Here is a 26,843-nt window from a genome sequence, read left to right on the forward strand (position 1 = left end):
CGCCGCGGCGGGTTCTGTGTTTTTCAGCAGCCGCTACTTGCGTTCCGCCGCAGCGGCGCTCACACGGTCTGCCCAGCGATCAATGCCGTGTTGCTTGGTGCGCTTCAGCGTGTCGTGGCCGAGCACCAGACCTTCGTTCATGCGGCCGGCAGCAGCGAGGTGCTTCTGCCCCACAAGCGTGGCGTCGGGCTTCACGTGCAGAGCATTCGTGTCTGCGTAGCGCAGTCCGATTCCGGCCTCCACCAGGTTGCCTACCAGGGTTCCCTCGACAATCCCGGGAGGTGCCTGCACCGCGTCGATGATGACAGTCGCGCCGACCTCCTCGGCCAAGTCGCGGAGGTCCTCCTCACCGCGGGCGACGAGCTCAGTGCGGATCCGGCCTTCGTCGAGAAGCTCGAGCATGATCTGCGCAGACTCCACCGGTGGGCCGAAGCCGACGCGCTCCATTGTGGAAACGAACGCGTCGAAGTCCTTCCCACCCAGGGTGTGGCGGCCGCCGTAGGAGGCGCGGTTGATCACCGCGTCGTAGGTGTCGCGGAACGCAAGCGCCACCGCAAGCGCCGGCGTCCACGGGCGCTCCCCTCGGGCCGCCGCAACGGATGCGCGAAGCTCCGCCACTGGGTCCCCGGTGAAGTCTTCACCGTGCAACACTTTCCGGATGTCGTCTTTCCCGCCTTCGCCGCCGGCGATGCGGAGCAGCTCCGTGGCGCAGTCCGCGAGGATGTTCTCCAGCTCGTCGAGGCTTTCGCACTCGAGGATCTTCTGCGAGGCCTCCTCGATGTGCGGCTGCGCCTCCTTTTTCGCCTCGCCTTCGAAGTACGCCTTGACCTCCATGAAACGGCCCGACCGGGTCACGGGGTAGAAGACTTTCGCGTCCGCGTACTTCACCACGTCAATGAATGTCAGCGCGGCGCCGCGGACCAACGCGACATCGTCGGGGCCCACCGCGTCCAAGTTCGATGCCGGATAGGCGGGGGCGACCACCTTGAAGTCGCCGAGGTCCGCGTGCGCAAGCGAACCGGGCCAGTCATGGGCGTGCCCGGTGACCATGAGGACCTCGTCGTAGTGCTCGCCGAGCACGTCTACCCCGCCGTCGGTGGGCTCGACCATCTCGATGTTTGCCACCCGGTGCGTGAGGCTGCAGCGCGGCGGCAGGTTCTCCTCGAGTGCACGCCAAGACGCATCGAGGTGATCCCCGACGTGCCTGCGGCTGGGAAAGTCCCCGGGAAGCTCATCGTTCGGGTCGAGCGGCCCGAGTTTCGTCTCCACGATGGACTTCGGTGCGTTGAGGATGAACTCCTCCGGCACCGAATCCCGAAACGCACCGGGCGCGGAGGACTCTTCCAGCGGCTTGGCGTCGAACACCGTCACGTCGATAGCCGCGCCACGCTCCCGTGCCCGTTCCATGAGCTCTTCTGACGCCCACAGACCGCGCGGCCCGGAACCGATAATCGCTACTTTCATCACCGAATTAACCATGCGCCCCAGCTTATGCGCCGCGTGCTTCCAGCAGCTCCACCTGGCGGGCTAGCTCCTCTCCCAGCGGGTTGCCGGGCAGCCGTTCCTGCACCAGGTCCGCCACGGATCGGTACCACCACAGCTGTCGCTCCTTGCCGGAGTTGAAGCGGCCCCACAGCTCGTCGCCGAGCGCATCGAGGTCCGCGTGGATGGACAGCAGGTTGTGCAGTTTGTCGGCGGCGGAGATGAGCACACTGCCGTCGTCCGCCTCACGCAAGTGCGCCAAGTACGCCTCCGAGCGGTCCTGCCAGCTGGAAAGCGTGCTGTCCTTGGTCACTCCGCGCACCAGCTCCACCACCCGGTCGCCGAACTCCTCGGCCATGCGTTGCGGACTGTACTCCTCGGGCACGTCCTCCAAAATGTCGTGGAACAGCGCCGCGACGAGCACGTCCTCGTCGTCGGTGACCTGGGAAACGAGGTGCATCACGCCGACAACGTGAGAGACATACGGGATGTCGGTGCCTTTTCGCACGTGGTCGCGGTGCGCCCACGCTGCGGTGTTAATTGCCTGGATAAGCCGCGGGGACGCGACGAGAGTATTGGTCATGTCAGACCCCTTTCTGTCGAGAACGCTTCACACGATACGAGCGCCGCCGACATATGATCTTTAACATTCGAAACAACGTTTCAACCCAGTCCCCTGAAGGCCACGCTAGTATTTACTCGACTCTATTGTTTTCCCCTAAGGAAGCGTCTTGGCCCAGCTCTTCGACCGGAATAAATTATCAGAGGCGATAGCCACCATCAGCAATGAGGAAATTGAACCATTCCTAGAAATTGTGCGGAAGTGGCACGCTGATCTCCACCATGGAACTTTGCTTCAAGACAAAGAAACCAGCCGGGAACAAGCCTATAATCAAGATTTTTTCGTTCGAATTCTTGGCTATGAAGAGAAACCCGCGCAGCCATATTCTTTGGAGCCAAAAGCCACCACGGAGGCCCAGAATTATCCAGACGTAGTTTTAGGGTATTTCGATGGCCCGACTCGCAACGTTAGTGCGGTTGTCGAACTCAAAGGTGCTTCAGTTTCTCTCGACAGGCCTCAAAAAAGAGAAAGCAATTTAACGCCGGTCCAGCAGGGGTTTAAGTATAAGGTCCAGTATCGATCCTGCCCTTTTGTGGTGGTTTCTAATTTCCAAGAGTTTAGAATCTACAACGACAATCAGCTTGACTATAACTCCTGGACACTCGATGACTTGGTCGATCCTGCGCATGATTACTTCGGCTTCAAGTCATGGTTTTACCTAATGCACTCGTCACAGCTGACGGCCAAGGCCGGCGAAGCGGTCACTGAGCGCCTCCTTACGGATATCCGCATCGAGCAAGAAGCCATTGGAGAAGACTTGTATGCGAGATACGCAGAGGCACGACAATCCCTTATTAACGCCATAATCCAAGACAATCCTGCATATGCCTCTAACCCTCAGAGTGCAATCACGTTCGCCCAAACAATTATCGACAGGATTGTCTTTATAGCATTCGCCGAGGATCGAGGCTTGCTACCTTCTGACACCTTGATGCGAGTAAAGATAGAATCGGAACGTTCATCGATTGGGCTGAGCTTCTGGGACAACTTGAAAGTTCTATTCAAAGGGATTGATTCAGGGACCTCTGCCTTGGGTATTCCCAATGGATACAACGGTGGTCTTTTCAAAGCGAATCCCGAATTAGATGCGCTTCTGATTTCAGACAGTGCACTTGCCCCACTGATCCAACTCAGCGAATTTGATTACTCCCACGATTCGAGCGTTACGATTCTGGGGAAAATTTTCGAGCAATCGGTCAGCGATATTGAACAGCTCAAATCCACGGTTGAAGTAAGCGGGAGTTCGCACATTCCCAGAGTGACTCGCCGTAAAAAGAGGGCATTTTCTACACACCCGACTACATTGTCCGCTATATGGTCGACCAAACCTTAGGGGAATATCTCCGCAGGTTGGAGACGAAAATGCAGCAGGAAGTCAATCTCCACAGCGAATTGACTGATAAAAATTATGAACTGCGGGAGAAAGAAGCCTATACACGATATCAACGAGAGCTTCAAAAGATTCAAGTTCTGGATCCTGCATGCGGATCAGGCGCGTTCCTAGTACATGTATTCGATTTTCTACTCGCCGAGAATCGTCGTATTGGCGGGATTTTAAATACGCTCTTTGACACCGAGAATTTCTACAAAGAAATTCTCCAAAACAATCTCTTCGGCGTTGATCTCAATGCAGAATGTTGCGACCGGCTAGTTGGTAGCGGTGTGGTGACTTTCGGGTAGCGGTTCAGTGGGTTTCCGGTAGCGGGGTTGGCGGTGGCGGGTGATGCTTTCGGGTGGTTGCACCACAGGGGTGTAGCCGGTTACCGGAAGGAGTCCGCTGATGACGGATTACCGGGCGGTGATGAAGCTGCTTGTGCAGCAGCGTTCGTACCGCCAGATTGAACAACAGCTCGGATGCTCCCACCGCGCGATTTCCCGGTCGAACCAGGTGCTTCGATCCCTCGGGATTCGCACTATCGACCAGGTGTTGGCGTTGACGGATGATGGAGGGTGTCAGGAAGTTTGTGTGTGAGGCTCTGATTGAGAGGGAGTTTCACCGATAATGACTACGGTGTCACCGAAGAAAAACCATGACCCGGCAAAGGTCAATGAGATCAGCGAGAAGCTGATGGAAAATCCTGAGCTTGCCAGCTTGATCAGCGAGCTGTCGACCTCCGCTGATGATGCAAGCGAGCTGGTCAAAGGCCTGCTGCAGGCATCGATCAACGCTGGTCTGCAGGCGGAGATGGATGCGCATTTGGGCTATAGCCATTCTGACCGCAAGACCAAAGCCCAGGTGGAAACCGCACAGGCGAACAATCACCGCAATGGGTCGTACACCAAGACCGTCAATTCTGGCTACGGCGCGGTGGAAGTGACTGTGCCCAGGGATCGTGCCGGCACGTTTGCGCCAAAGATGGTGCCCAAGGGTGCACGCCGACTGACTGAGCTCGATGACATGATCGTCTCGCTGTACGCCGGCGGGATGACGGTGCGTGATATTCAGCACCATCTGGCAACCACGCTCGGGGTGGATATGAGCCCGGATACGATCAGCACCATTACCGATGCGGTGTTAGACGAGGTCATGATCTGGCAAAACCGCCAGCTTGACGAGTTTTACCCGGTGATCTTCCTCGACGCGCTACGCGTCAAGATCCGTGACGGCCACCGCGTGGTCAACAAGTCCTGCTACATGGCGGTTGGTGTCGACATGGACGGCATCAAGCACATCCTGGGATTGTGGATCGCGGAAAATGAAGGTGCTGCATTCTGGGCATCGGTGTGCGCGGATCTGGCCAACCGTGGTGTCCAGGACGTGTTCATCGTGTGCTGCGACGGGCTCAAAGGCTTGCCGGAAGCCGTGGAAGCCACCTGGCCGAATTCGATGGTGCAGACCTGCATTGTGCACCTGATTCGGGCTGCGAACCGGTGGGTGTCCTACCAGGACCGCAAATCTGTCTCCCGGGCGCTGCGTGAGGTCTACACGGCCGCCAACGAAGACACCGCACGTGCCAGCCTGGATGCTTTCGAGGCCAGTGAACTCGGCCGGAAATACCCCCAGTCGGTCAAAGTCTGGCGCGACGCCTGGGAGCGGTTCGTGCCGTTCCTGCAGTTCCCGCCGGCGGCACGCCGGGTGCTCTACACCACCAATTCGATCGAGTCGCTGAATGCTGAACTGCGGAAAGCTACCCGCAACAGGGGCCAATTCCCGAACGATACCGCGGCACTGAAGACGCTTTGGCTGATGATTTGCAACATCGAAGACAAGCGCGCTGCGCAGCGAGCGAAGAAAGCAAAGCGCGACGTTGAATGCAACGGCTATATTGAAGGGGCGAAAGCCACCGGGTGGAAACAAGCCATCAACCAACTAGCCGTGGCTTACCCCGACCGATTCGCGGACTACTTGTAAACCAAACCCCCGCACACAAAGAATCGGACACTCTCCGGATGATGAGCTCGACGAGTTATTCGTAGATGGGCGCAGCACAGGCCAGGGCGAGTTCGTCCCTATCGATTTCGATGCGGTGGTCAAAGCCCGCACCGGGCGTAACAAGCAGACACTGCAAGTGCTGTGGGCACGCTACACCACCACACCTGCTTTACCCGGCCAGCTCCATTACAGCTACGACCGGTTTCGCCAGTTGGTGGCGTCCCATGTCGATGCGGCCGGTTTGACCGCACGCATCACCCACACACCGGGGCACACCATGCAGGTGGATTGGGCAGGCACCAAGATGCGCCTGTTCGACCCTTATGGCGCACCAGGGGTGAAGGTCAGCGTGTTTGTCGCCTCAATGCCGTATTCAGGGATGATTTTTGCCCTCGCGTGTCCGGATGAGCGCCAGCATTCCTGGCTTGATGCCCACCACCACGCGTTCGCCTACTTCGGGGGCGTGCCTGAGGTTGTGGTGCCGGATAATGCCTCGACTGCGTCGAACGCGATCAGCGCGGCGGATCGAAACCGCAAGGTCAACGACACCTACGAGCAGTTTTTGGAGCATTACAACACCGCAGCGCTGCCCACGAGGTCGAAACGGCCGAAAGACAAAGCCAATGTCGAAGCCGCAGTCAAGATCGTCACCCACAAGGTCATCCACGCACTCGATGGCCACCAGTGCGTCGACCTTGACGAACTCAACACGCGCATTAGGCAGTTGGTTGACCAGATCAACCAGGCGGTACCGTTTCGTCACCAGCAGTCAAGCCGCAAAGACATTTTCGATGCGCATGAAAGGCACCTGTTGACAGCGCTTCCCGATACCCCGTGGCAGCGCACCGAGTGGAAACGCGCCAAGGTCGCCCCAGATTTCCACATCACCGTAGCTAGCGTGCGGTACTCCGTGCCGCACCAGCTCGTTGGCCGCACTGTCGATGTGCGCATCACCGGGCAAGTGCTCACGGTCTTCGATGGTGGCCGTGCCGTTACAACCCACACGCTTGCCCACACCCGCGGGGCGTATGTCACCGATGCCGACCACATACCGGCGAACATGGATCACACCCAGGGACTGTGGACGAGCGATTACTTCCTGCGCGAAGCCCAAAAGATCGGGCCGGCGACACGCACCGTCATCGAGGAAATGATCGCGGCGAAAGCAATCCCGGCCCAGGCGTACCAATCGTGCAGAAACGTGCTGTCAATGGGCAAACACGCCAACAAGCTCGTGCTGGAAGAAGCATGTAAGCGTCTGCTCTCCTCCGACGGGACCCGCCGGGCGGTGTCCTACACCGCGGTCAAAAACATGATGGCCGCCGTACGCAAAGAAGCCGCAACCCGACCACACGGCTTCGACCAACCGGCACCGGCCACACCCGCACATCCGGCCGACCCATCCGCCGCTGCCACACGCGACACCAGCGGCGCCTACCTCGGTGGCGCAGCACAGTTCAGCCTGGACAACCTCATCAAGAAAGGAACCACAACGCCATGACCCCACCGACCCCGCCGCAAGAGCGCTTCCTCGACGAATCCGTCCTCGCGGACTTCACAGCGATGCGCATGACAGCCTTCGGCAAAAGCGTCATCGACATCGCCAACGACCCAGCCTTCGACACGTGGACCTTCTCCCAAAAGGTGCTCTACGCACTCGACAAAGAAGTCGCGGCCAGACGCGAACGCCGCATCAACAAACTGCTCAAGGCATCACGATCGCCAAACCCCGATGCCTGCCTCGAAGACGTCGTCTACGCACCTGACCGCAACATCAACCCAGAACAAGTCAGCCGACTCGCTCACGGACAATGGTGCCACCTGGGCCAAAACATTGTCATCTTGGGCAAATCCTCAGTCGGCAAGACCTACCTCGCCCAAGCACTGATCACCGCAGCATGCCGCAACGACTACTCCGCCAGGTTCTACCGCACCGACATGCTCGCCGCGCACTTCGCAGTAATGCCACTCGACGACCCAGCCCGGCTCAAACTCACCCGCGAGTTGATCAACGTCGACGTGTTAGTCCTCGACGACTTCCTCACCACCCCAGTCGATGCCACCACCGCACACCTGCTCTTCAACATTCTCTCCGAACGAGAAGGCAACCGATCAACCATCGTGACCTCACAGTTCACCCCGCAAGACTGGTACAGATCCATCCCGGACGCCGTCATCGCCGAGTCCATCCTCAACCGACTCATCGCCGGCGCCGAAATCATCACCCTCGAAGGACCAAACATGAGACTGGAAGCTAACCAGTAACACACAAAGCGCCTGAGCAGGGACCGCTACCGGATCCCCACTCAGGCGCTACCACAAACTCACCACACCGCTACCATTTCGATCTTCTAAACAGCAGAATCCGTGGAAATCACAAAGTTGAGTTTGTGGCTCAAAACCGCGATCAAAGACAAGAAGCTCACTACTCTCAATGACAACATCAAGGTGGGAAACAGCCTAACGATTGATTGGAAACAGACCTTCCCTACAGTTTTGAAAAATGGCGGTTTTGAAGTCGTTCTGATGAACCCTCCGTACATCAAAGAAGATGAGAATCGAGAGGCTTTTTCAGCGGTTAAATCCAACCCCATCTACCAAGGGAAAATGGACCTTTGGTATCTGTTCGGCGGCCTGGCACTCGACTTGATTCAGCCAGAAACAGGGCTAATCGGGATAATCGCGCAGAGCAACTGGGTGACAAGTGACGGCGCTCAAAAGTTCAGAAACAAGGTTATTCGGGACGGCCGCATTGAGCGATTCGTTGATTTTGGTTCTTACAACGTCTTTGAGGATGCTGGCATTCAGACCATGATTATGATCTGCCGAAGATCGTCAGCCGATCCGTCCTATGACTTTTCATACCAGAAATTTGAGGTCACAAACGGTCGCGAATCGGATGTCATCGATTTTCTAACCCAGGATGACACCCAAGGCTCACTCCGCTTCTCGACACAATTGGATCGAGCCTCTTCCATAGGCGAGACGATCTCATTTGTTCCCCCTACGGCCACACGGGTCATTGATGCAATTTCCTCGAAGGGGTCCTTTTTCTTAGACCCTAAATCCGAAATCTTCTCGGGTATTGACGGTCAGGAAACCGTGAAGCGAAAAGATGCGGAGCGCCTCAGTCAAGCGCTAAGCCGACGAATCGAACCAGGAGACGGCATCTTCGTGCTTACCCGAGCACAATTGGCCGCAAAGAAATTTAGCTCAAAGGATATGGAGCTAATTCGTCCTCTCTTCTCTCCCAGTGAAATAAACCGGTTTTACGCAATCCGGGAACCCGCGGAGTATGTGATTTACACCGGACCGGTTTTCAAGGATCCCAAATCACTTGATGCTTACCCCGGCATCAAAAAGCATCTCGATCTTTTCCAAGACGTAATAACCAGTGCAAACAAACCCTACGGCTTGCACCGGGCTCGCGACCCAGAGATTTATTCTGGCGAGCGAATCTTCGTAATTCGGAAAGCAGTCGGCCGTCCACGGTTCTCTCTTATAGATTTCGAAGCCTACTTCACCCGCACCTTCAATGTCATCAAAACCGATCGTATCGACAACATGTTCCTCACATGCGTTCTCAACTCAAGCCTTATCGCTTACTGGTTTAAGTTTCGCGGCAAAATGCAAGGTGATAATTACCAGATCGATATGAGACCTCTCGGTGCAGTGCCGATTGCTCAGACAGATGAGGTCGAACCGTTCCGAGAACTCCACGAAAAGCTATGCGAGGCTCACTCCAATTTCCAAGAGGCTAAATCCAAGTTTTGGCTGCCGCTGCGCACCCTCTATTCGCTTCAGTCTGTACCTAGATCGTTGTCGGCGTGGTGGGAAATCGATTTTCAGGAGTTCCACCAAAAATTGAATCTGCAATTAACCCCAACGCAGGTCTCTGATCTCAACGATTACTTCACCTCAAGATCAAGAGATATTCGTAAGCTGATAGCAGAGATCCAGGTTCTCGAGTACGACTTAGACGAATTGGTCTTTGACCTCTATGAGATAGACTCTGACGATCGCCAGATCGTTCGCGCTACCGTCACCCCCGCCCACGAATTGTGAGCCGAAGACTTTTGTTTCCTCCTCAAAACATGTTCGGTTCACTCACCTCCAGCGTCCCCCGCACCCGCACCCGCGCGCGCCCGCCGACCCAGATATCCTCCCCGTCGTCGGTGATCTCCACCCGCCCGTCGCGCCCCAGCGCCGTACCCTGCGAGACCGTGTACTTCGCAGTCACATCTCCCCGCCCGCGCAGCCACTGCGCCATCGCACCGTTCGCGCTGCCGGTGACTGGGTCCTCGAACGTCGGCGTGAAAGCACGCAGCTCATAGGCCGGATCCGTCCCACCCGTCAGCGCCGCAAACGCCACCTTCAGGTCGCTTCCCGCGGGCTTCTCCAGCGCCCGCAGCGCGTCCAGACTATCCAAAAGCGCCAGCTTCCAGCCGGGGCCGTTGTCGCCGAAGGCGGCGTCGACAAGCAATTGCTTCTCGACGCCAAAGGTCTCGCACACCTCGTCCTTCTCCCCCTCCGAGAGCTGGTCGTCACGCTTGAGCGGCGGGGTGGCGAACGCGAGGGAGTCGCCCTCGATGCGGACCTCGACGTTGCCCACGCCGCACTCCTGAATCACGCGGCCCTGGTTGCGCGGCGTGTTACCGAGCTCCAGCCACGCACGCGCCGTGCCGAGCGTGGGGTGGCCGGCGAAGGCATATTCCTCCACCGGTGTGAAGATGCGCACGCGGTAGTCTGCCTCGGGGTTCGTCGGTTCGAGCAGGAACGTCGTTTCCGAGAAGTTGGTCCAGGACGCAATCTGCTGCATCTGCTCGTCACAGAGATCCTCCGCGCCGCAGATGACGGCGAGCGGGTTGCCCGTGAACGCGCCGGTGGCGAAGACGTCGATTTCAAAGAAGTTCAGGGAAGTCACCCGGCCAAGGCTACCAATGCGAAAACTCCCGACCCGGAGTCCGGATCGGGAGTTGTACCTTGTACCCCGTACGGGATTTGAACCCGTGTTACCGCCGTGAGAGGGCGACGTCCTAGGCCGCTAGACGAACGGGGCGCGCTCGCTTGTTTGCGACCTGTTAACAATAAAGGACGCTATTGTCCTCCAACAAATCGGCAGGTTAGGGTCGTTTTTAAGCGATGTAGACCAACGGGGCGTGGACGTTGACGCCGACCGTTTCGCCAACTTCTGGGGTGGTGCGGGCTGAAGCGCGAGCGCGAAACTCCACCCCGTCCACATCGATGGTGAGCGAGTAGACGGACACCTCAAATAGCGAGGAGGTGACCCGGCCGTTTAGTACGTTCCGCTCCCCTGGTGCTGCCACTTCTACCGCCTCAGGTAACACCGCAACGGTGACATCACCTCTATGGCCTGATGCGCCAACCATCTCCACATGCGCAGTCGGCCATTCCATGGCAGGCGTTGTGACGACCACGCGGCCGTCGATAATTTGTCCCTCTAACAGCGTCGCGTCAGCGATAAAGGAGGCCACCCACGGCGAAGCTGGTTGAGCGACGATATCCCTCGGCGAGGCAAACTGCTCGAGCTCGCCGTCTCGCAGCAATGCGATGCGATCTGCGATGGCAATCGCTTCCTTGCGGTCGTGGGTCACGTGCACTGTAGTTAGAGAAGACCGCTTGGTCAGTGCAACAAGCTCTCGGCGAAGACTGTCTCGCAGTGGTTCGTCGAGGGCCGACAAAGCTTCGTCGAGCAGCAGCACTTGCGGCTTGGCCACAATCGCACGCGCGAGTGCGACTCGCTGCCGCTGACCGCCAGACAACGTTGAAGGTTTCCGGTCTCCGTAGCTCTCCAGCCCCACGGTGCGCAACGTCGATTCGACGAGCTGTTGTTGTTGCTTCTTGCTCGTACCTGCACGTTTGAGCGGGTAGGCGACATTATCCGCAACACTCATGTGTGGCCAGACTGCGTGCTGCTGAAACACCATGCCCATCCGCCGCTTTTCTGGCGGTGTGCGAGTCACGTTTGTGCCGTCGAGGGAGACCGTGCCTGTGGAGGGCTGCACAAACCCGGCGAGGGTGCGCAGCAGCGTGGTTTTTCCCGAGCCGGACGGGCCGACTAGCGCTACGAACTCGCCGCTACCAACGCGTAGGTTGATGTCGTCCAACCCAATGGCACCGTCTGGGAATACGACGCTGAGGCCGTCAATCGCAATGTCACTCATCAGGACTCCTTGTCAGGGTTGCGCACGGTCAGTGCCAGGGCGGCAATACCGATTACTGCAAACATCAATGCAAGCGCTGAAGCTTGGTTGTAGTTTCCGGACTGTTGGAGGTTGAACAGTTGCACACCAATTGTTGTGGTGCCCGGAGCAACGAGCAGAATTGACACGGTGAGCTCGCGCACCGCGGTGACTGCAACGAGAACTGCCCCGGAGAACGCCGCTGGTACAGCCATTCGCCCCGAAGTGTCCACGATTGAGCGCACCCTACCCGCGCCAGAGATTCGTGCCGCTTCTTCCACTGCAACCGGAATCTTGCTCATCGGTGCGCGCACAGCCTGCAGCACCAAGGCTGTGAAGGCGCAGACGTAGGCCAACAGGATCACCCAACGGGTGTTGTAGAGCCCCGTGTACCTGCCCACAATGAGCCACCCGACGCCAATGATCAGCCCAGGGAGTGCAGCCGGAAGCAATGTAGCCAGAGATAGCGGCGTGTTAGTACGCGCGCGGGTGCGGGTGACCAAGATGCCGATCGCCCAACCCAGCAGACCGCACAGTAGTGCGGCACCGCCTGCGAGAGCGACCGAGTTAGTGAAACCATCAACCACCCGCGGGTTACTCAGGGTGCGCTGAAAATTCGACAGCGAGATGGTCTCCAACGTAAACGGCACACCCGGGGCCGGAAGCAACGCACGGTGAGCGAGCCCTAAGATCGGACCGAGGGTAACCGCGAGTGCAAGGACCCAGGACACCACGGTGACAGGAACTCTCGCCACACCGAGTGAAAGTTTCATCGTGCTGGCACCACTGACTTGCGAGGAGGCTCGGCGCGACACCGCGTAATCTGCCACCACGGCGATAATGCCCAGCAGCATCAACACTGCTCCAACTGTGGACACGACCTGCAGCGGGTTGCTTACCGTGCCTGATTCCATAAACCGGTAACACATTGTCGCTAATGTCTCGAACTGCACCGGCGACCCCAGAATCGATGGAATACCGAAGTCGGCGAGGTTCGACACTGCCGTCAGGGTGAAGGCGCTCAAGAATGCGGGCCCCAACAGCGGGATGGTCACAGTGCGCAGCACCGTGCCACTGCCCGCGCCACTAACGCGTGCAGCCAGTTCGAGATCAGAGGGGATCTGGCGCAACGCTGCGGCCACAATGACGTACACAACCGGGTACGAGTGCAACGTCATCAGAAAGACAATGCCGTCGGCTCCGTACAGGTCCCACAGCGGCCGGTCGAACAGCGCATTGAGCCCCTGGTTTCGGCCAAACAGCTGCAGCCAGGAAATGGCACCGACGAACGGTGGGACTAACAGCGGCGAGAGCAGAAATAAGCGTAATCCCGTTGCTCCACCAACATCGGTGCGCTCCAAAACAATCGCAATCGTGCCACCGATTAGTACCGCGCCCATAGAAGACAGCACGGTGGTAATCACGGAATTCCAAGTGGCGCGCGCCAAGCCTTGTTCCACAAGTACCGGAAACTGATTTCCCCCGAGCGCGAGTGAGACCACCATCGCGAGAGGAACAATGAAAATCGCCGCGGCAACCAACCACACCCCTAGGCGAGCGAGGTTGAGCCCCGGCGAAGAAACGCGTTGCATTGCCACCTAGTTCATCGCGCTCTGGAAGAACTCTACGGAACGTGCGCGATCGTCCGTCAGTGTCTGCAGATCAGCATCCATCAACGCAATATCATCAAGCTCCGGGGCATCACCCGGCGTACCGACGCCGTCAATGATCGGCAAGTAGTTCTGCTCGACTGCTAGTTCTTGGCCCTTCTTCGACAGCACAAAGCTAATAAACAACTCCGCCGCAGACTGGTTCTTCGAATCCGCGAATACTGCGATCGGCTCGGTGATGTACGGCGAGCCTTCGGTGGCGTAGACCTCCTTAACCGGGGATCCCTGTGCCGCCAGATCGCGCACGAGGTAGTCCACCACTACGCCGACCGGGTGGCCACCACCCGCAATCTCCTGCGAGGTCGGGCCGTTGGATGCAGCAATCATTGGTGCGTTCTCACCCAGCGCGGTGAGCCAGTCTTCACCGAGCTCGTCGTTGTTCATCCACACCGTGGCGTTGTATGCGGCTGCGCCGGAAACTGCCGGGTCCGGCATGACGATCTTGTCGCGGAACCGTGCGTCGGTCAGATCAGTCCAAGACTGTGGTGCATCAGCTTCATCGATCACTGAGGTGTTGTACGCAAGAACGGTAGAGATGATGCGGGTGCCAACGTAGTACCCCTCCGGGTCCACGGCGCTGTCGATAACCTCACCAGCTTCCACATCATTCAACTGTGCGAGCAGGTCTTCAGACTTGAAGGCCTCAAAAGTTGGTGCGTCCGCCGCCCAGATCAGGTCGGCCTCCACGGAGCCAGATGCCTTTTCTGCCTCGATACGCGCTTTGAGGTCACCGGTGCCTGCACGATAAACCTGCACGTCTACATCTGGGTGCTCCTCATTAAACGCTGCGATAATTTCGTCGACCTTCTCCTCCGGCTCGGAAGTGTAAAGCGTGAGCGAACCGGTGGCAGAGTCCTTTGCCGCGTCTTCAGCAGCATTCCCGGCGGAGGTTCCTTTGCTAGATGCTGTGTCCTCTGTAGGCTCAGAGCAGCCAGCGAGAGCGAGCATCGCGGCGCTGAGGGTGGCAATTGCAGACAGAGACTTTCGTGTGAATTTCATTAAGAACTCCTTTGCGCACGGTAAAAACAGCACTTACCTTAACACCGCATCCCACCGCACGCTCGCCGAACAGCAGCGCCAGTTGCTACCCACTCGACCCCGCAGACCCGCCGACAGGCTGCGGTGTCTCCTCTGAAAGAGGCGTCTTCGTCACCGGGGTCTCCCGTTCGAAGGGCTGTACGTCGAGCGCCGGGCCGATCACCGACCAGCTTTTGCGCATGGACTTCTCAAACAGGCCCCAGCTGTGCGTGCCTTCCACCTGCGGGTACCACTGCACGTCCAAGCCGGCGCGCTGCGCCCTCTCCACGAAGTATTCAGAGCACGCGTACGACGCAGACTCGATCGCCACGGGCGGTCCTATGCGCTCGGAGGACGTCTTCGTATCGTCGATAGCGTCGGGCACTCCCTGCGCGGCGGAGATGAACAGCTTCGTGTCTTCCAGCGCATCCAGGTGCAGCACGGGCGAGTGTGCCATCCACGCCGGATTGGAGGACATGCCCCACATCTTGCGGGGATCCGCACCGTTGAGCTTCAAAGCCTGGCGCACGTATGTGTCGCCGAGAACACCGGAGGTGGCCGGGCACCCGGAGTACGACGCTGCGGCGGCAAAACGCTCCGGTTCCAACGACGCAATATTGAGTGCCGGCCCGCCGGACATGGAAATGCCTGCGATGGCGTCGGTGCCGGTGCCCTGGAACTGCTCGTCCATAAGCGGGGGCAGCTCTTTGGTGAAGTACGTGAGCCACTTGTTGCGCCCCGTCGCATCGTCCTCGCGGTACCAATCAGCCTGCATTGAGGAGACTGAGCCGATCGGAGTGACCACATTGACCAGTTTGTCCTGGAAGAACTCCTGATAATCGGACGAGTTGCGCCAGGACCAGCCGTTGGCGGCACCGTCCGCACCCATCAGCAGGTAAAACGTGGGCCGCTTCGCGTCATTGTCCGGTCCGCCGGGCAGGATTACCTCGTTTTTGACCTCCCTATCCATCGATGGCGAGTACACGACGACCTCGTAGACGTCGTTTTCAATGTGCGTCACCGACTTCAGGGTCGCGGGCTCCGCGTCCGGATCCGGAAAGGTCTCGGCGACGTTGCTGGAGCCATTGCTTGTCGACGACCCGCTGCCGCCCAACCCCTCATAGAGCGGCGCGCCGAAGACTCCCCCGCCCAGTGTCGCGAGAAACAGCGCTGGAACTGCGAGCAGTGGAATCGAGGAAGACAAGCTCGACGCCGCTGCTGGCACGCTGAACGCATCGATGAGACTGGATCCACTTTGACGAATTTCACCGCTGAACAGCGACGACAACTTCCAAACCATGCGCTCACAGTACCGGAAGCGAAAAACCTCCGGCCCAAAAGCTGGACCGGAGGTTTTTGCGTTGTACCCCGTACGGGATTTGAACCCGTGTTACCGCCGTGAGAGGGCGACGTCCTAGGCCACTAGACGAACGGGGCATTAGGACACAGAACTTAAAGCTCTGCAGCTGGCCTACCAGGACTCGAACCTAGAATGACGGTACCAGAAACCGTTGTGTTGCCAATTACACCATAGGCCATCGTTTTCCAGTCTGACCTGCGCTTTTCCTTCCGGTTTAGCGCCTGTCTTGCTGAACAACGTGGATTACTATAACCATGAATCGCTACAGCCACCAAATCCGCAGGCCACCGCCCAAATCGCGGCGGCCGTTATCGCGCTATAACAACAGCGTTGTAACTACTCCGCAGCCTGATAGGGAGTCACCTCTCGAGCGGCACGGAGACGCTTCAGCGTGGACTCGCGGCCCAGCAGCTCCATGGACTCGAACAGCGGCGGAGACACTGCCGCGCCGGTCGCGCCAACGCGCAGGGCACCGAATGCGACACGGGGCTTCAACCCGAGGTCGTCGATAAGCGCCTTGTTCAACGCCGCCTCGATGTTCGGAGTGGTCCACTCCTCCACCGCTTCCAGCGCGGCGATGCCCGCGTCCAACGGCTCGATGGCGGTCTCCTTGAGGTTCTTCTTCGCGCTCTTCTCGTCCAGCTCCAGGTCCTCGTCGGCGGTGACCAGGAACTTCAGCAGGTTGTAACCCTCAGACAGCACCTTAATGCGCGTTTGCACCAGGTCCGCCGCAATGGCGAACTTGTCGGCCGGGTAATCCTCCGGGAAGTCCGTGTGCTCGGTCAGGTACGCGCGCAGACGGTCGCGGAAGTCCTCCGGCTCGAGCAGGCGGATGTGGTCGGCGTTGATGGCCTCGAGCTTCTTCTGGTCAAAGCGGGCCGGGTTGCCCAGCACGTCGTTGACATCAAAGGCCTTGACAAACTCGTCGACACTGAAGATGTCCTGGTCCGCAGACAGCGACCACCCCAGCAGCGCCAGGTAGTTGATCATGCCTTCCGGGATGATGCCGTTGTCGCGGTGGTTGAACAGGTTCGACTCCGGGTCGCGCTTGGACAGCTTCTTGTTGCCCTGCCCCATCACGAACGGCAGGTGGCCGAACTCGGGGGTGAACTCTGCGACACCGACGCGCTTGAGCGCCTCGTACAGCGCCATTTGGCGCGGGGTGGACGACAGCAGGTCCTCGCCGCGCAGGACGTGGGTGATGCCCATCAGCGCGTCATCGACAGGGTTGACCAGCGTGTACAGCGGCGCGCCGTTGGAGCGGGCGACCACGAAGTCCGGCTGCGTTTCGGACTTGAACGTCACTTCGCCGCGCACCAGGTCGTTCCAGGTCCAGTCCTGGTCCGGCATGCGCAGGCGCCACACCGGCTTACGGCCTTCCGCCTCAAACGCGTCGATCTGCTCCTGCGTCAGGTCGCGGTCGAAGTTGTCGTAGCCCAGCTGCGGGTCGCGGCCGGCGGCCTTGTGGCGCTCCTGAACCTCTTCGTTGGTGGAGTACGCCGGGTACACCTCGCCGGCCTCGATGAGCTTGTTCAAAACGTCCGTGTAAATCTCGGAGCGCTGGGACTGGCGGTACGGCTCGTGCGGGCCGCCCACGTTGATACCTTCGTCCCAGGTCAGGCCCAGCCACTCCAGCGACTCGATGATCGCCTGGTAGCTCTCCTCCGAGTCACGCGCGGCATCCGTGTCCTCGATGCGGAACACAAACGTGCCGCCGGAGTGGCGCGCCTGCGCCCAGTTGAACAGTGCCGTGCGCACCATGCCCACGTGCGGGGTTCCGGTTGGTGACGGGCAAAAACGTACGCGCATTGAAGAGTCAGTCATGTGCGCAATCGTAGCGCGCAGAGCCCCTTGCCTATCGACGTCCTCCGGTGCACCACCGAAAGGAGCATGGCAATAACCGCTGCACCGCCTATCCTCCCGGCAACGTATTTGAAAGTTCAACTGGCTCGAGACCCCCGATTGGACAAGTCAACTCAACTAGATCCTCTTGCGTCCAAACTGACCCTGCCAACGACGCCCAATACGGCGACGCCTCATTCTCTAGGGCGTGCCCCACCGCAACCGCAAGAGCCTGTCACGGACGATCGATGTGGCGGTGCCGAAACTCCGTCACGGCCCATCCTTCCCTTACTACTCGAGCGCCGATCACGCGCAAAGAGCACGCAATCGACTCCGATTCGGCGGCCAGCCTGTCAGAATCCAAAGCCCTGCGAATGCCGAAAGAACTCGACGAGATGGTCACCGTTTCGAAAAATGCCCGCTCGATATCTACGGTTTCGGCTACCTGTCCCGTAACATGCTCAGCTTGAAATAGGCGCGGGCGACCCGATAGTTGTCGCTGGAGTCAATCTCTTTTCTGTACAAACCTGAGATGGGAATGGTGCCAGCACGAGTTGCAATTGGATATAACGAGGGAGACCCTCCGGAAAAGTGGCGAGCAATGAAACATACATTGTCTACATTTATCTATCCTCCCCTCTACGTTACCCTCGGACACGCTTCTAGTTCAGGTGGCCGGATAGAGACGACCACGCCACGAAATCGGAAGGAGATCTAGATTGAACCCCATTCGTTCAGCTGCAATATTCGCCCTAACCCTAGCGACTACGCTCGCAATTCCTGCGAATGCGCAGGCCAACGATAGACCCACTTCACTATCAACGAATGCAGCTACGGAAACGGACCTGGCCCCGGGTGAAAGCATCTCTTTTCAAAAGGGTGATGTAGCCAAAGTTGAATTTATTCCGAACGGCCTGCCGGAGAAGGGGCAAGCTAGGGCGGCCGGTTTAACAACTGCACCGAACTGCATTGTCGCGAAAGCAGAAAAGGGCTTTGTTCAAGTGGAAAACAATTGCGGCGGCGATGAACCGCAACGCGTGAAAGTGACTCTGGCTTTTGGCCCTGACAAAGCTTGTAAATCAATCGAACCTGGCTCACGTACTAATCTTGGCCCTGCCATCGGACGAATCGATGGGGTCTATCTCTGCTAGAGAACAAGAGAAGGAGAAAGCATAAAGATGTCGCGCCGTAGATTCTGTTCAGCAGCGGTAGTAGCTCTCACCGTTTCCGCCATTCACGTCTCTCACGCAGACGCTCTAGGCAAAGATGATCCTCGTTACAGAGATAGTATCGGGACTTACACGGTGAAATGCCAGGTACACGAAAACGCTCCCGATAACCCTATTTCCGGTTTCACGTTTGGAAATCACCCCAAGGATCCTGAAGCGGCTGAAAGTGACGCTAACTCGTTCGTCTCCAAGTTCGGCCCGAACCACGCAAAGCGTCATTGCAAAACCCAGAAGAAGTACACCCCTCGAGGCGCTTACACAAAATCGAAGAGACCTATTTAAATCGACGTACAGATAAGGAACCATTATGGATGAGACATCTACGTGGTGTTTTTTCACAAAATTCGTGTGTCGGTACGACCAACTTGATGAAGCAAAAGCAAGGCACCAAAGATGTGTCGATGTGGTGCGCGAAAAAAACAGAGTGCACTTCTCGTCTGAACAGGCATACCAAGCTGGACACAGTGAACCAACTTTTGAACTCCTCCTGTCAGAGATCATTCCACCGAGCGAGGAGCTAAGCCCAGAACAGGAAGCGGAGTACTCAGTATTCTTCTTCGTAACTGTTGCTGATGTTCCCTGTGATCCCAATGAAGTCGATGATGCGGTGCGACTATTATCAGCAAAACTTGAAATTGATTTCGAGCCAGGGATCCCTGCGAAGTTCCCAAGCCGCACACGCGGTATTCGTGTCAGCGAAACCGGTCATGAAACTGAGCAATGCATCTACCAATAGGGGTAGTCACCCCTATTCACCTTGCTAAGCTGGCTACCCTAGACTTTGTGTCTGCTTCAAATCGAGTCGAAAGTAAGTAGCAGCAACACCACCCCGGGACAGAACCGGCACAACATTATGCGGCCGCAGAACCGGCACAACATTATGCGGCCGCAGAACCGGCACAACATGGTTTTGTAAAACTCGGCCTAAAACAAAACCTAAAACCCAATACCCCCCAGCTCCCTCCACCCCACTGTGGCCAAGTTTTACAAAACCGCGCCTTGGCAGGCGCCCCGGGAGGCGCTTGGGTGGTGCGCTACTTGGAGTGGCGGGAGAGGAACGCCCACATTTCGTCGGCGGCGGACGGCGAGTACCACCAGTAGTGGTTGGAGCCGTGCACCTGGATCACTTCGACGCCCTTGCGGCAGCCGCGTGCGGAGACGCGGGTGGCGTTGTACAGCGGGGCGCGGTTGAGGCCGGGGCCGCAGCCATTGCGGGCGGCGTAGGAGCCGAACAGTTCCGGAACCGGCAGGACGCGCTGGCCACGGCGGGTGGTGCCGTAGTACGGGGTGAGGGTGTCGTTCATGCCGTGCAACGCCATGAATGCGATAGGCAGGTTCTGGCAACCCCGGTTCACCGGTGCGTAGTACGCACCGGATACGCCTGCGACGCCGGCGAAAAGGTCCGCCATGTGGCAGGCGGAGACTGCTGCCATGCCGCCGCCGGTGGACATGCCGGTGGCGTAGATGCGGCGGCGGTCGATGTTGTAGTAGCGCTGCACGTCGTCGATCATTGCGCGCACGTAGGCGATGTCCTGCCCGGGCCGGGTGACTGCGGTCGGCGAGCCTTCCCAGGATGTACCGATAGCGCGCGGGTAGACGATGATGGCGTCGCGCCCGACGGAGGATTCGCGCAGGCGGGAGTAGTTGCGGAAGTTTTCGGTGGAATCTTGGTAGGCGGAGTAGCCCACCATCACCGGCGTCGGGTTGGCCGGGTTGTAGCCTCGCGGCACCCAGATGAGGTAGCTGCGTCCGGCCGCGTGGATTTCGCCGTTGGTGCCGTTAGCGACTGGCGCGGGAGCCTGGGGTGCCCACGGCGCAGGCGCAGGCACCGGCGCAGGCGCGGGCAACGGATTGCGCGGAAGAGCCGAGCTGCCGGGGATGGTGTCGTTGGCCATTTTGACGAACTTGTTCCACTCGGCGTTGGCCTGGTTCACAGCGTCGGTGGCGGCGCGGTTAGCGTCGTTGATCGCGCGGTTTACCTGTCCGTTGATTTGGGACGACATATCTTGGGCCCCAGCCTGCACCGGGGCGACCGCACTACCTGCGATGAGCAAGGCAGCGAGACCACCTGCAAGGCTTTTCACAATTTTCACACCGGCCACATTAACCCCACTTTTATGTAGCGGCAAGCAATACAGACGTGCGTGCACAAATGGAGGTTCGTTAAAGTATCGTCACATGCCCACTTCCAGACCCGATAGCGCCCCAGACTTTCTGCTCTCGCGTGGCGACGGCTCCGTGCGCACCCAAGGTGCACTCCGCACCTTCGACGATGCGTGGGAGGCTGCGGACGCGATCGCGCGCCGCGAGGAAGAAATGGTTGTCGGCGCCCTCCCCTTCGATCACGACTGCCCAGCGGCACTCACGGTCCCCGAGCACATCATCCGGGAGCCGGGTGCGCTCGAGCCGCACCCGTACTACCGCGTCGGCGAGGGTTCCAAGCTCAACGCAATGCTTATCGACGTCGACCCGTCCCCGGCTGAGCACCTGCGCCGAGTCGAAGCCGCCATCTCGACGATCCAAAGCTCCGCTCTGGACAAGGTGGTGCTGGCGCGCGCGGTGGACATCGCGTTCGACCCGCCGGTGGATCCCCGCCTCGTCGCGGCAAGACTGATCGACCTGTCGTACACGCACGACGGGTTCATCGCGGACCTCACCCCGTCGGGACGCGACGGGCATTTCCTCGTGGGGTCCTCGCCCGAGGTGCTGGTGCGCCGGCGCGGCAACCGCGTCTGGTCGTTCCCCCTGGCTGGCTCCGCCGCCCGCGTGCCCGGCGACCAGGAAGCAGACCAGGCCGCGGCCAACTCGCTGCGCGATTCTGCGAAAGACTTGGACGAGCACCGTTTCGTGGTCGACCACATCCGGCGCATCCTCGCGCCGCTGTGCAGCGAGCTCACTGTCCCGGAACGCCCGCGGCTGGAAAAGACCAGCGAGATGTGGCACCTGGCCACACCGATTGAGGGCGTGCTGAAAGATCCCGCGCCGAGCGCGCTCGACCTCGCGCTGAGCCTGTACCCCACCCCGGCGGTCTGCGGCACCCCGCAGGCGGCGGCGGAAGCGTTGATCACCACCGCGGAATCGGACCGCGGGTTCTACGCCGGCGCGGTGGGCTACACGGACGCCGCCGGCGACGGCGAGTACATGGTGGCGATCCGCTGCGCCGAGGTCAACGGCGACGGCACCCGGGCTCGCGCCTGGGCGGGCGGGGGGCTTACCGCCTACTCGGATCCGCAGGCCGAGCTCGACGAGACCTCGGCCAAGCTGCGCACGATCATGCGCGCGCTCGGCCTGTAGTTACGCCCGTTCGACCGGGTTGCCCAGCTTGCCGATGCCCGGGATTTCCACCTCGATGTAGTCGCCCGGGACCATCTCTGCGGTGCCGGCGGGCGAGCCGGTGGCGATAACGTCGCCAGGCAGCAGCGTGAAGGATTCGGAGACCCACTCCACCATCTCGCCGACAGTCTTGATCATCTGGTTGGAGTTGGAGTCCTGCTTGGTCTCGGTCACGCCGTCGTGGGTGTGGTGCGCCTTGATGGGCAGGTTGGCAAAGTCGAACTTCTCCAGGTCCGTCTCAATCCACGGACCGATCGGGCCGAAGGTGTCGATGCCCTTGGCGCGGGCCCACTGGCCGTCTGCGAACTGCAGGTCCCGCGAGGACACGTCGTTAATGATGGTCACACCGCGGATGACGGACTTCCAGTCTGCAGCCTTGACGTTCTTGCACGGCACGCCGACGACGAGCGCGAGTTCACCTTCAAACTCCACACCGGTGGCGTACTCCGGGATCTTAATGGCGGCGCCCGGACCCACAACTGCCGTGGACGGCTTGATAAAGATCGTCGGCGGCAGGTGCTCGGCGGACTTTTTGAACACTTCCGCCACGTGGTCGGCGTAGTTGCGGCCGACTGCCACTACCTTCGACGGCAGGGTCGGGGCGAGCAGGCGGACGTCCTCAAGCGCGTACTCTTTGCCGGTGTATTCGGGGTCGGTGAACGGGGTGCCGGCGATGGCTTTCGCGGTCTTGCCCTCGTCGTCGATGACGGCGAACGTCATTCCTTCAGGTGTTGCAATTCGTCCAAAACGCATGTGACAGAGCATACAACCAATTGCAAAAGTGGCGTTACCCGGTTAACGCGAGATAGAGCTCGGCGCACGCCACAGCGTCGGTCAACGCGTTGTGGTTCGCGTACGCCGGCAGGGTATAATGCTGCCGCACCCTGGGCAAACGCAGGTCCTCCCCGCGCGGGTAGGTGCCCATGCGCTCCATGTGGCGCCGCTCCATGGCAAAGGTGTCCACGACCTCACTGTCGTGCAGCCGCCACTTGCTCCCCCGCACATCCTGGTGCAGTTTGCCCAAAAACCCGGTTTCCATCTGCGCGAAGTGCGCGAGCAGCTTCCGCCCCTCAAGCGCCGCCAAAAACGCGTCGAGCACCTCTGCGGGCTCCCGGCCCAGCGACGCCACCTCGTCGTCCGTCACCCCGTGCAGGGTGGCGGACTCCCCCACGTCCGCGCCCCGCAGCACGAAGTACTCCGCGCCGGAGAGGTCGATCACCCGGCCGTTGACCGGCACCCACCCCACGGACACCAGCTGCGAGCGTGCGGGCTTGAGCCCCGTGGTTTCGACGTCCACGGCGAGCAGGGCGCCGTCGATAAGCTGGCGTTTCTTCGGCCCGAACATCTCACACCGCCCTGGTCGGATACGCGGTGGACAGCGCGTTCTGCAGGGACTTGATCACCCCGAACGCGTCGCGGAGTGCCGCGCGGTCGCGCTCCGGCAGCTGCTTCGGGTCGATGCGGTAGTTCGGCGCCTCGCCCGCGCGCACCTGGGCGCACTGGTGGCGCATGGCAAGGTCGGCGAGGTACTCGTAGGCGTCCAGAAGATCCGCCGCCCCCTTCGCGGAAACCGGCCCACCGGCGGCGCCGCGCAGCCGCGCGATGGTGTCCACGCCATCCACCCCGGCCGCGATGGCGTACAGGCGCGCCATCTGCACCACCGCCGCGGTGCCGCCGCGCTTGATGTCCAGCGTGTGGGCGTACTCGCCGCTGCGCTCGAGCACGAATCCGCGGAAGAAGCCCACCGGCGGCTCGCGGAACGTGGCCAGCGCGGCCAGGTGCGTGTGCAGGCGGCGCGAGCCGTGCGCAGACGCCAGCGCGCCAGAGCGCACCCGCGCGGCCATGTCCTGCCAGCCCTCGCCGAAGCCGAAGACGGCGCGGAAATCGAAAAAGACCTGCGCGTGAAGCAGCGCGTCCGGCTTCGGTGCCGTGACCCAGCCATGGAACGTGCGGCCCCAATCGCTTTCCGTCATCCGCCATTGCGGCGAAGACGCCATCATCTCGCCCGGGCACAACGCCTGGCCGGCACGGGCGAGCCCCTCGCAGACGAACGCGCTGAGCTCGGCGAAGTACTCGCCGTGCCGCGCGGCGTCGTAGTCATCGGCGAGCACGAGCGCGTTGTCCTGGTCGCTGGCCGGGCCCATCTCCCCGCGCGCCTGCGAGCCCACCGCCACAAACGCGAACCGCACAGGCGGGAGCCCAAGCTTCTCGACGGCTAAAGTGCCCAACCTCTTCGCCACCGCATCCGCGATCGAGGTGAGCAACCGCTGCGTCTCGGCCGCCGAGGCGCCGCGCTCGAAAAACCGTACCGCGACGCGTGCCGCGTCCCGGTAGGCGCCCTCCAGCTCCTCCAGCGACGCCCGCGCCACGTCCGCCGCGAGGTAGATCGGGTCCGCCTGCAGCTGGCGCATGATGTCCGCGGCAGTGACCACACCAACCACCTGGCCTTGGCCGGCGACCGGCAGGTGGTGGATGCCAAGCTCGCTCATGGTCAGCATCGCCTCGAACACGAGCGCGTTGGGAGCGATGGTGCGCACTGGGCTGGTCATCACATCCGCCACGGGCCTGGACGTGTCCACCCCTCCTGCGACCACCCGCGAGCGCATGTCGGCGTCGGTGATGATGCCGGCGACCTCTTGCCCGTCGGTGATGATCAGGCTGCTGATGCCCTCCTCGCCCATCGTGCGGGCGGCCTCGGCGATGCTCACGTGCTTGCCACGCGTCACCGGCTCCCGCCCAGCGAAGATTTCGCGCAGCGGGGTGCGGAGCACGTCGGTGGCGCCGCTGTCGCGCACCTCGTCGGCGGCGGCGCGCACGCGGCGCGAGGCCGTTTGGAAGTACCGCCCCATGTCCGGGAATTGCTCCAGCAGCTGGAGGAACGCCTCGCGCGGGAGCATGAGCAGGATGCTGTCTTCCACCGCCTGCATGAGATAGGCGGACTCGCGCTCGCCCACCAGCGTGGAGTAGCCGAAGTTCAGGCCAGCCTCGCGCCGGTCCAGCAAGAGGTCGTCCTCGCTGACGACGTCCACCGCGCCGGAGCGGATGACATAGAGCGTGTCGTTGGGCTGGCCCACCTCCACCACGACCTGGCCGCGGCGGACGTAGGTGATGCCCATCTGGGCGGGCAGGGCGCGGAGGGTGGCCTCGGGCAGCGTCGAAAACGGCTCGTGCTGGGCGAGAAAACCGTAGACCTCTTCAAGCTCCACACTCATGGAGCAAGAATATCGTGGCGCGATGCCCGATACCGGCGGTTTTTACTGGTAGCTGACAAACCACGGACGCGGGTTGACGTCGCGGTAGGTCTGCTCCGGGGTAAAGGTGGGGAAATCCTCGTCGAAGAAGTTCTTCCACGCCATGAAGAAGTTCGGGTCCAGGCCTTCGCGCAGCACGTTCCAAGTGTCGAACTTCTGCTCCGGGCCGCCGTGGCCGTCGGCGTGCAAGACCCAGGCGAGCTCCGGCTGGCCAGTGACGATGTTTTCGCGGTCCGGGTACATGGCCACGTTGAACTGGTGCAGGATCATCGCCTTCTGCGGCAGGTTGTTGTCGCGGACGAGCTGGGCGAGCCAATCCGCCACCTCGTTGATCTCGCCCGAGGCGGCGCTGCCGATGCGCGACAGCGGCTCCTCGCCCGGGTTGAGCTTCCACTCGGCGTCCAGCGCGAGACCCACGTTCGGGCGCTTGAGCAGCTCCTCGTAGATCTTGGCCTGCTCGAGGAAGCTGCCCTGGCCGGGCTGCAGGTCGATCACGGCGTAGCCGCCGGCATCCACAATGGCGTCGACGTAGGGGACGAGGTCCTCCATCGGCGTTTCGTTGGAGAAGTTGCCGTCGTCGCCCGGCCCGCCGGAGGCAACGGTGGCGATGATCTCGAAGGCGGGGACGACCGGCTCGTCGCTAAACGGCGCGTAGTCCTCGGCGTACTTCTTGGCCAACTCCACCGAGGCCGCCGGATCCTGCTCCCCCATCACGCCCAGATCAGGCCCGTAGGGGTGGCCGTAGAGCGCCACCATGCGGCGGCCCGGGAACACCAGGCCGCCGCCGCCCGGCAGCTCGCCGCCCTCCACCAGCGCCGCGCGGGCCTGGAAGTTCTCCGTGTCGCCCCACTGGCGGCCCAGCGCGAGGGTGTCCTGGTCGGTGACCGTGCGCATGCTGTCCGCGGTGGCGCGCGGATCAGGCGCCGCCAGCACCTGCACGTCCGCACCGGCGGCGCGCGCGGTGGCCACGGAAGCGCGCGAGGACAGCGCGGTGGCGAACACCGGCGGCATGGTCAACTTGCTCGGGTTCTCCGGCTCCAGCGCGGCGATGGCTGCGGCATCCCCAGCCGGCTCGGCGGAGGCGACCGCTTCCGCTTCCGCTTCCTCCTCGTCGCCCGGCACGTTGATCACGCGCGTGGCACCGAGGCGCCCGACTTCGGCGTCGACGGCGGCATCGGCGCCGTCGAGACGCACGAGCATCGGCGCCCCGAGCTTGACCGCAATGGCCGCAGCCTTGAGCTGCTGATCGCGCTCCTTGGCGGAGACCACGACGGTCTCCGAGGATTCGAAGAGGCGCTGCGAGACCTCTGCGCCGGTGCCGTCGGCGTCCTGGATCACCTCGTCGCCGTTGGTTTCCAGCGCGGCCGGTGCGCCGATCCCGCCCTCTGTGCTGCTGCAGCTGGTCAACACCAGTGCGGTTGCGGTCAAAACGGCGGGAATCGTGCGGGTCACATGCATGCG

Annotated in this window: 23 protein-coding genes and 3 tRNA genes; 10 read left to right on the forward strand and 16 right to left on the reverse strand. The window is 60.7% G+C overall.

The window, feature by feature from the left end; all coding sequences use genetic code 11:
- Window positions 1–33 precede the first annotated feature (33 nt).
- Window positions 34–1,479 carry an FAD/NAD(P)-binding protein gene (locus tag MHX64_RS05550; RefSeq protein WP_239356268.1) on the reverse strand — a complete coding sequence of 482 codons (1,446 nt, stop codon included), beginning with the start codon at window positions 1,477–1,479 and terminating at the stop codon, window positions 34–36.
- Between the two features lie 10 nt (window positions 1,480–1,489).
- Window positions 1,490–2,065, reverse strand: a complete 576-nt coding sequence (locus tag MHX64_RS05555; protein WP_239356267.1) for an HD domain-containing protein — start codon at window positions 2,063–2,065, stop codon at window positions 1,490–1,492.
- Between the two features lie 148 nt (window positions 2,066–2,213).
- Here MHX64_RS05555 and MHX64_RS05560 point away from each other — a divergent pair, with 148 nt between their 5' ends.
- The 7 genes from MHX64_RS05560 to MHX64_RS05590 all read left to right on the forward strand — a co-directional run bounded on the left by MHX64_RS05560 (window position 2,214) and on the right by MHX64_RS05590 (window position 9,542).
- Entirely contained in the window at window positions 2,214–3,437 is a 1,224-nt protein-coding gene (locus tag MHX64_RS05560) for a type IIL restriction-modification enzyme MmeI (protein ID WP_239356266.1), read from the forward strand.
- A 29-nt stretch (window positions 3,438–3,466) separates the two neighbouring features.
- Window positions 3,467–3,784: a DNA methyltransferase gene (locus MHX64_RS05565; protein WP_239356265.1), complete on the forward strand. Its 318-nt coding sequence runs from the start codon at window positions 3,467–3,469 to the stop codon at window positions 3,782–3,784.
- A gap of 100 nt (window positions 3,785–3,884) precedes the next feature.
- Entirely contained in the window at window positions 3,885–4,076 is a 192-nt protein-coding gene (locus tag MHX64_RS05570; protein ID WP_239356264.1) for a Trp family transcriptional regulator, read from the forward strand.
- 30 nt (window positions 4,077–4,106) lie between these two features.
- On the forward strand, window positions 4,107–5,456 hold the full coding sequence (locus tag MHX64_RS05575; protein WP_239356263.1) for an IS256 family transposase: 1,350 nt from the start codon (window positions 4,107–4,109) through the stop codon (window positions 5,454–5,456).
- A gap of 115 nt (window positions 5,457–5,571) precedes the next feature.
- The gene (istA, locus tag MHX64_RS05580; protein ID WP_239356262.1) at window positions 5,572–6,978 is read left to right on the forward strand and encodes an IS21 family transposase; all 1,407 of its coding nucleotides are present in this window, start codon (window positions 5,572–5,574) and stop codon (window positions 6,976–6,978) included.
- Entirely contained in the window at window positions 6,975–7,742 is a 768-nt protein-coding gene (locus MHX64_RS05585) for an ATP-binding protein (protein WP_239356260.1), read from the forward strand. Before istA ends, MHX64_RS05585 begins: the two co-directional genes overlap by 4 nt.
- A gap of 102 nt (window positions 7,743–7,844) precedes the next feature.
- Complete coding sequence (locus MHX64_RS05590) at window positions 7,845–9,542, forward strand: Eco57I restriction-modification methylase domain-containing protein (RefSeq protein WP_239356258.1); 1,698 nt, start codon at window positions 7,845–7,847, stop codon at window positions 9,540–9,542.
- A gap of 22 nt (window positions 9,543–9,564) precedes the next feature.
- Here MHX64_RS05590 and MHX64_RS05595 read toward each other — a convergent pair whose 3' ends face one another.
- From MHX64_RS05595 to gltX, 9 genes are all read right to left on the reverse strand, one after another.
- Window positions 9,565–10,401 carry a PhzF family phenazine biosynthesis protein gene (locus MHX64_RS05595; protein ID WP_239356256.1) on the reverse strand — a complete coding sequence of 279 codons (837 nt, stop codon included), beginning with the start codon at window positions 10,399–10,401 and terminating at the stop codon, window positions 9,565–9,567.
- 62 nt (window positions 10,402–10,463) lie between these two features.
- A tRNA-Glu gene (locus MHX64_RS05600) sits at window positions 10,464–10,536 on the reverse strand.
- Between the two features lie 76 nt (window positions 10,537–10,612).
- Window positions 10,613–11,662: an ABC transporter ATP-binding protein gene (locus MHX64_RS05605; RefSeq protein WP_239356255.1), complete on the reverse strand. Its 1,050-nt coding sequence runs from the start codon at window positions 11,660–11,662 to the stop codon at window positions 10,613–10,615.
- Complete coding sequence (locus MHX64_RS05610; protein WP_239306866.1) at window positions 11,662–13,272, reverse strand: iron ABC transporter permease; 1,611 nt, start codon at window positions 13,270–13,272, stop codon at window positions 11,662–11,664. Before MHX64_RS05610 ends, MHX64_RS05605 begins: the two co-directional genes overlap by 1 nt.
- A 6-nt stretch (window positions 13,273–13,278) precedes the next feature.
- Complete coding sequence (locus MHX64_RS05615; protein WP_239356254.1) at window positions 13,279–14,349, reverse strand: ABC transporter substrate-binding protein; 1,071 nt, start codon at window positions 14,347–14,349, stop codon at window positions 13,279–13,281.
- Window positions 14,350–14,434: 85 nt separating this feature from the next.
- Window positions 14,435–15,667, reverse strand: a complete 1,233-nt coding sequence (locus MHX64_RS05620) for an alpha/beta hydrolase family protein (protein ID WP_239406322.1) — start codon at window positions 15,665–15,667, stop codon at window positions 14,435–14,437.
- Between the two features lie 64 nt (window positions 15,668–15,731).
- Window positions 15,732–15,804: transfer RNA gene (locus MHX64_RS05625), tRNA-Glu, on the reverse strand.
- Window positions 15,805–15,833: 29 nt separating this feature from the next.
- Window positions 15,834–15,905, reverse strand: a tRNA-Gln gene (locus MHX64_RS05630).
- Between the two features lie 158 nt (window positions 15,906–16,063).
- A complete protein-coding gene (gltX, locus tag MHX64_RS05635) occupies window positions 16,064–17,551 on the reverse strand; it encodes a glutamate--tRNA ligase (protein WP_239356252.1) in 1,488 nt (495 codons plus the stop codon).
- A gap of 737 nt (window positions 17,552–18,288) precedes the next feature.
- Here gltX and MHX64_RS05640 point away from each other — a divergent pair.
- Together MHX64_RS05640 and MHX64_RS05645 are read left to right on the forward strand one after the other, a co-directional pair.
- Window positions 18,289–18,720 carry a hypothetical protein gene (locus tag MHX64_RS05640; RefSeq protein ID WP_239356251.1) on the forward strand — a complete coding sequence of 144 codons (432 nt, stop codon included), beginning with the start codon at window positions 18,289–18,291 and terminating at the stop codon, window positions 18,718–18,720.
- 385 nt (window positions 18,721–19,105) lie between these two features.
- A complete protein-coding gene (locus MHX64_RS05645; protein ID WP_239356250.1) occupies window positions 19,106–19,534 on the forward strand; it encodes a hypothetical protein in 429 nt (142 codons plus the stop codon).
- A gap of 298 nt (window positions 19,535–19,832) precedes the next feature.
- Here the strand turns inward: MHX64_RS05645 and MHX64_RS05650 are convergent, their stop codons facing one another.
- Entirely contained in the window at window positions 19,833–20,891 is a 1,059-nt protein-coding gene (locus tag MHX64_RS05650; RefSeq protein ID WP_239356249.1) for a PHB depolymerase family esterase, read from the reverse strand.
- Between the two features lie 85 nt (window positions 20,892–20,976).
- On the opposite strand from MHX64_RS05650, the gene MHX64_RS05655 reads away from it, so the two are divergent.
- Window positions 20,977–22,092 carry an isochorismate synthase MenF gene (locus MHX64_RS05655; protein ID WP_239356248.1) on the forward strand — a complete coding sequence of 372 codons (1,116 nt, stop codon included), beginning with the start codon at window positions 20,977–20,979 and terminating at the stop codon, window positions 22,090–22,092.
- On the opposite strand, the gene MHX64_RS05660 is transcribed toward MHX64_RS05655, so the two are convergent.
- The 4 genes from MHX64_RS05660 to MHX64_RS05675 are packed head-to-tail and all read right to left on the reverse strand — an operon-like array spanning window position 22,093 to window position 26,840.
- A complete protein-coding gene (locus tag MHX64_RS05660) occupies window positions 22,093–22,884 on the reverse strand; it encodes a fumarylacetoacetate hydrolase family protein (RefSeq protein ID WP_239356246.1) in 792 nt (263 codons plus the stop codon).
- 34 nt (window positions 22,885–22,918) lie between these two features.
- Entirely contained in the window at window positions 22,919–23,476 is a 558-nt protein-coding gene (locus tag MHX64_RS05665) for an exonuclease domain-containing protein (RefSeq protein ID WP_239356244.1), read from the reverse strand.
- 1 nt (window position 23,477) lies between these two features.
- Window positions 23,478–25,343: a DUF294 nucleotidyltransferase-like domain-containing protein gene (locus MHX64_RS05670; RefSeq protein WP_239356243.1), complete on the reverse strand. Its 1,866-nt coding sequence runs from the start codon at window positions 25,341–25,343 to the stop codon at window positions 23,478–23,480.
- Between the two features lie 42 nt (window positions 25,344–25,385).
- A complete protein-coding gene (locus tag MHX64_RS05675; RefSeq protein WP_239356242.1) occupies window positions 25,386–26,840 on the reverse strand; it encodes a cell wall-binding repeat-containing protein in 1,455 nt (484 codons plus the stop codon).
- Between the last annotated feature and the right edge of the window lie 3 nt (window positions 26,841–26,843).

Source organism: Corynebacterium sp. ACRPZ, assembly GCF_022346205.1.
In the GTDB taxonomy this organism is placed as follows: Bacteria; Actinomycetota; Actinomycetes; order Mycobacteriales; family Mycobacteriaceae; genus Corynebacterium; species Corynebacterium lehmanniae.